Raw genomic sequence first — 5,200 nt, 5'->3', positions numbered from 1 at the left:
AACTTAAAGGATGATGTTTGATGACCACTCAACAACTGATCTACGAAACAGCCGTTCCAGTCAACAGTGGGCGACATGCTCAGTGCTCGGTGGATGTGGGCAGCGATTATTCATTTGTCCGCAATTTGAACTCGTTGCCATTGATGGCGGTTGAGTTTCCGCTGGCGGCATCGGATTACGCAATCGTATTTGCAGGGAGCGCCGATACAGTGACCCCGGTCGTGATTCTGGGGGTGCGCGGTAATGAAAACCTCTTCCTATCAAAGGATGGTGCCTGGCAGGCGAAATACATCCCGGCTTTTGTTCGCCGTTACCCGTTCGTGTTCTCAAGCAGTGCAGATGAAAAAACCTTCACCTTGTGCATCGACGAAAAGTTTCCGGGTCTAAATAGTGAGGGGCGTGGGCAGCCGTTGTTTACCGAGGACGGTAAAGCTACGCCCTATGTCGATGGCGTGCTCAAGTTCCTGCAGGACTACCGTGGCCAGCATCTGCTGACCCAGCAGTTCTGCAAAAAGCTGACCGAGCTCGAATTACTCGAGCCCATGGAGGCGCAATTCACCCTAGGCTCGGGCGAGAAGATGTCGCTCAACGGCTTCATGGTGGTCAATCGCAAGAAGCTCAATGAGCTGCCTGGAGAGGTATTGTCCGAGCTGGCCAAGACCGACCAGTTGGAGTTGATTTACCTGCACTTGCAGTCCATGCACAACTTCAATGCCGTTAAAGACCGCCTGGTCCTGATTCATGGTGGTAAGGGCGGTACTGACGAGCCAGGGGCCGAGGCAGTCGAGGCTAAAGCAGCAGATGGCAAAGGGGCTAAACGCAAAGGTTAATCGCAGGTGTTGCACACCCTTGCTATTGGGCAAGGGTTTGCTGCACGCGGTTGTGCGGCTGCGGCTTTATCAGGCCAGGGTTACTCTGGAGCCATGAGGGGGCATCTCTTGGCACAGGTTTAACGCTGTATTCTGCTTGGCAGTCTCACGTTTGACAGCAAAGTCAGGCCGGGAGAAGTTCCACCGAACTGGGGGTGGTTTTAGAGGCAGCCCGGAAAAACCTAAGTTGTCGAGCGTCCATGTCGTGGCTCGCATTTAAGAAGATAAGGGACCTCTGATTGAGCAGTGCATCGATTCACTCTCAACTGAACGATACACACACACAGGCAGAGTTAGCCGCTTGGGCGTGCTTTGCTTCGCCCAAGGATAGCAGTGAGTTCTGGATGAGCTGGCTGGCCATCCTGTGTCCTCAGATCGAGCGGGTTAGTGGGGCGCTGCTTGTCCTGGGGCCAGATCAAGACGGTGGCTTTAGTGCAGCAGCCGTATGGCCAGATGTCTCACGCAATATGCAATATCTGGGTTCGACTGCCGAGAAGGCACTCAAGGAGCGACGAGGCATCGTCGATCAGGTCTTTAAGGAGCGGCGAGGGGTTGTTGAGAAAGTTGCGGTTGAGCGACGTGGGCAAGGCCGTGCAGGTGGAGCCCCGAAATCGGCTTTTGTGGGTTATCCGATTGAAGTATCAGGGGTGCTGCATGGTGCGGTGATTCTGGATATTGAAAACCCCTCAGAGCAAGAGCTACAGCGTGCCCTGCGCTTGATGCACTGGGGTAGCGCCTGGTTGATCGATCGGTTCCGGCAACAGACGCTGGATGTCTATGCCGCACGCCTGGAGCGGCTTTCGCTTGCCTCTGACCTCGTGGCGACGGCTGTCCAGGAATACCAGTTCGGTGCCTCTGCGCTTGCCGTGGTGAATGAACTGGCGGCGCGCCTGGAGTGCGACCGGGTCAGCCTTGGGTGTGAGAAATCGGGTTGCATCGAAGTCAAGGCGATATCCGATACGGCCAAATTCGACCGCAAGGCTAATCTGGTCCGGCATATCGGCGATGCCATGGACGAAGTGCTGGATCTTGATGCGGTGATTGTCTACCCAGTTGCGGATGAGGAGGCACTGGGGCTGCTGGCTCATGCCGAATTGGCGACAGAGCTGAGGGATGTGGCGGTCTGCTCTGTACCGTTGATCGACGGCGGCGAAGTGGTCGGCGTCATTACCCTGGAGCGGACACAAGGTGTGCGCTTTTCCGCCGAAGAAGTCAGTCTGTGTGAAACGACCGGGCTGTTGCTCGGGCCGATTCTCTGGCTCAAGTTACAGAACGAGCGAAGTGCTTTGCAGCGCTTGCGGGAGGCTTTTTCCAGAGGTACGCAAGCACTCTTCGGCCCCCGTCATTCTGGCGTCAAGCTGATTGCCCTGGTCGTCGCGCTGATCATCGTCTTTTTCAGCCTGTATCAAACGGATTACCGGGTGTCCTCCAAGGCTGTGGTCGAAGGCGCGTTACAGCGCGCTGTGGCAGCGCCATATGACGGCTACATTGCAGAGGGACAGGTTCGCGCCGGCGATACCGTCAAGAAGGGGCAGGTGCTCTGTCGACTGGATGAGCGCGATCTGAAATTGGATCAGATTCGTTGGGCATCCGAGCACGCACAGGCGGAGCGCAGGTTCAGGCAGGCCCTGGCGCAGCAGGATCGAACGGCCATGACCATCGCCCAGGCACAGATCGACCAGGCTCAGGCGCAGCTGTCACTGGCCGAGGAGAAGCTCGCGCGCGCGACGCTGACGGCACCCTTCGATGGGATTGTCGTCTCCGGCGACCTGAGGCAACTGCTGGGCTCGCCGGTGGAGCAGGGGCGGGTGTTGTTTGAAATTGCCCCGCTCGATACCTATCGGGTGATTCTCAATGTGGACGAACGCGACATCTCACAAATTGAAGTCGGTCAGACGGGCAGCCTGGCCCTGTCCGGGATCCCCTACAACGTCATGCACTTTGCCGTGAAGCAGGTGACGCCAGTGTCGACCTCGCAAGACGGCACGAACTACTTTCGGGTCGAGGCCCAGATCGATGGGCCTGCCGATCGATTGCGGCCCGGTATGGAAGGCGTTGGTAAGGTGTCGGTCGGCGAGCGCAAATTGATCTGGATCTTTACCCACAGCCTGGTCGATTGGTTCCGTCTATGGTCCTGGAAGTGGATGCCATGATGATCCGTACCAAGGATTGGCAAGGGTGAGTGCGCCACTCCTGAGTAGCGCCTGGTATCGCGTTGCGGCGCTCAAACCACGGCTGCGCTCGCACGCGCGGCTGTATCGACATCGCTACCGCAATCAGGTCTGGTACCTGTTGCAGGACCCGATTTCCAACCGCGTGCACCGCTTTACACCGGCGGCACGGTTGCTGATTGCCTCAATGGACGGCAAGCGCACCGTGGAAAATCTGTGGGAGCTGGCTAACAAGCGCCTGGGGGACGAGGCGCCAACCCAGGATGAAATCATCAGCCTGCTCGGTCAGCTGCATACCGCCGACCTGCTGCAAAACGACGTGACGCCGGATGCCAGTGAGGTATTCGATCGTGGTGCGCGTGAGCAAAAAATGCAGCGTAGACGTACTTATATGAACCCCATGTCTGTGCGTATCCCGTTGTGGGACCCAGACACCTTTCTTGACCGCTTCCCAAACCTGATCGGCTTGCTTTGGGGGCGCTGGAGCGGATTGCTTTGGCTGCTGGTAGTCGTGCCAGCACTGGCTTTGGTTGCGCCGAACTGGCAGGCGCTGTCCAACAACTTTTCTGATCGCGTGCTGGCCGTCGACAACCTGTTGTTGATGTGGCTGGTTTTTCCAGTGATCAAGGCAATGCACGAGCTAGGCCATGCCTCGGCCACCAAGGCCGGTGGTGGCGAGGTGCATGATATTGGGCTGATGCTGTTGGTGCTGATGCCTGTTCCCTATGTTGACGCCTCTGCGGCGACGGCATTCAGGTCCAAGTATCAGCGGGCCATGGTCGGCGCGGCCGGTATGCTGGCCGAGTTGTTTGTCGCCGCAATCGCCTTCTATGGGTGGCTGCTGATCGAGCCCGGAGTCCTGCGCGCGGTGTTGTTTAACGTGATGATGATTGCTGGCTTTACCACGCTGCTGTTCAATGGCAACCCACTGTTGCGCTACGACGCCTATTACATCCTCACCGACCTGATCGAAACGCCCAACTTGGCCGCCCGTTCACTGCGTTACTGGGAGTATTTGCTGCGGCGCTATGTTTATGGGGTATCGGACGCTGAGCCGCCGCATGCCACGGCAGGCGAGAAAGCCTGGTTTCTGTTCTATGGGCCGGCCTCAACGATATACCGCGTGTTTGTCACAGTCACCATTGCCCTGTTCGTAGCGAGTCATTACCTGGTGGTTGGCGTGGTACTGGCGATCTGGGCGGTTATCTCGATGATCGTGATGCCCTTGGGCAAAGGTGTGAAGTACCTCTTTGATAGCCCCGCGTTGAGTGTGAAAAGGACCCGCGCCGTTTCGATTACCCTGGGCGTGCTGGTGGCCTTCGTGGCCTTTGTGTTCTTCGTGCCGATGCCGTTTCGTTCTGATGCCGAAGGGGTGATCTGGTTTGCCGATGAGGCCATGGTGCGCTCAGGCGTCAATGGCTTTATCGGCGAGATATTGGTTAAGCCGGGCACGCGCGTGGTCAAGGGGCAGGTCCTGGTCAAGTCGTATGATCCTGAGCTGGATGCCCAGGTCAGATTGAGCGAAGCCCGGGTGGCCGAGTTGCAAGCCGAGTACGGCGCAGAGTTCGTCGCGGATAAGTCCAAGGCCAATGTCATCCGTGAGCAACTCGAGGCCGAGGGGGCTGCACTGGCCCGATCGCGTGAGCGGCTTGATGGACTGCTCGTTCGGGCCGGTACCGATGGCGTGTTTATCCTGCCGCAGTCGGAAAATATTCCCGGCCGTTTTTATCAAAAGGGCGAGCTGCTCGGCTACGTCGTCGAGAAGGGACGACTGCTGGTCCGGGTGGTCGTGGATCAGAGTGCAGTGGACCGGGTGCGGTTGGCGACCGATCACGTTGCCGTGCGTCACGTGCACCGGTCCGAACTGGCGTCCGAGGGCCGAATCGTGCGCCTTGCCCCGGCCGGCACCGATACGCTGCCGAGCCGCGCCCTCTCGACGGAGGGGGGCGGGAAGATCGTCATCGATCCGCGGGAACAGGCGAGCGCCAAAACTCTGCATCGCATGTTCCAGCTCGATGTCGAGCTTCTGCAGAACCCCGAACGAGTATTCTGGGGCGAGCGCGTCTACGTTCGCTTCAGCCATGAGCAGGAGCCCTTAGCCATGCAATGGTATCGCGGCATCCGCTTGATGTTCCTCTCGCACTTCAACATATAGGCAGG

The 5,200-nt window shown here is 58.2% G+C and carries 3 protein-coding genes; all 3 read left to right on the top strand.

What is annotated here, in order from left to right:
* The first annotated feature begins 20 nt into the window (after positions 1-20).
* Positions 21-830: a SapC family protein gene (locus PH586_RS21585; RefSeq protein ID WP_271349867.1), complete on the top strand. Its 810-nt coding sequence runs from the start codon at positions 21-23 to the stop codon at positions 828-830.
* A gap of 383 nt (positions 831-1,213) precedes the next feature.
* On the top strand, positions 1,214-3,022 hold the full coding sequence (locus tag PH586_RS21580; protein WP_271349866.1) for an efflux RND transporter periplasmic adaptor subunit: 1,809 nt from the start codon (positions 1,214-1,216) through the stop codon (positions 3,020-3,022).
* Positions 3,023-3,047: 25 nt separating this feature from the next.
* A complete protein-coding gene (locus tag PH586_RS21575; protein ID WP_271349865.1) occupies positions 3,048-5,195 on the top strand; it encodes an efflux RND transporter periplasmic adaptor subunit in 2,148 nt (715 codons plus the stop codon).
* The last annotated feature ends 5 nt before the right edge of the window (positions 5,196-5,200 follow it).

This window comes from Pseudomonas aestuarii (genome assembly GCF_027988105.1).
In the GTDB taxonomy this organism is placed as follows: Bacteria; Pseudomonadota; Gammaproteobacteria; order Pseudomonadales; family Pseudomonadaceae; genus Aquipseudomonas; species Aquipseudomonas aestuarii.
Note: the sequence above shows the minus strand (reverse complement) of the source record. Positions and strands in the feature narration are given on the sequence as shown.

Excerpts from the sequence above, each read along its gene's own strand:
- PH586_RS21585 (WP_271349867.1), top strand. The coding sequence starts at position 21 with ATGACCACTCAACAACTGATCTACGAAACAGCCGTTCCAGTCAACAGT.
- PH586_RS21580 (WP_271349866.1), top strand. The coding sequence starts at position 1,214 with ATGAGCTGGCTGGCCATCCTGTGTCCTCAGATCGAGCGGGTTAGTGGG.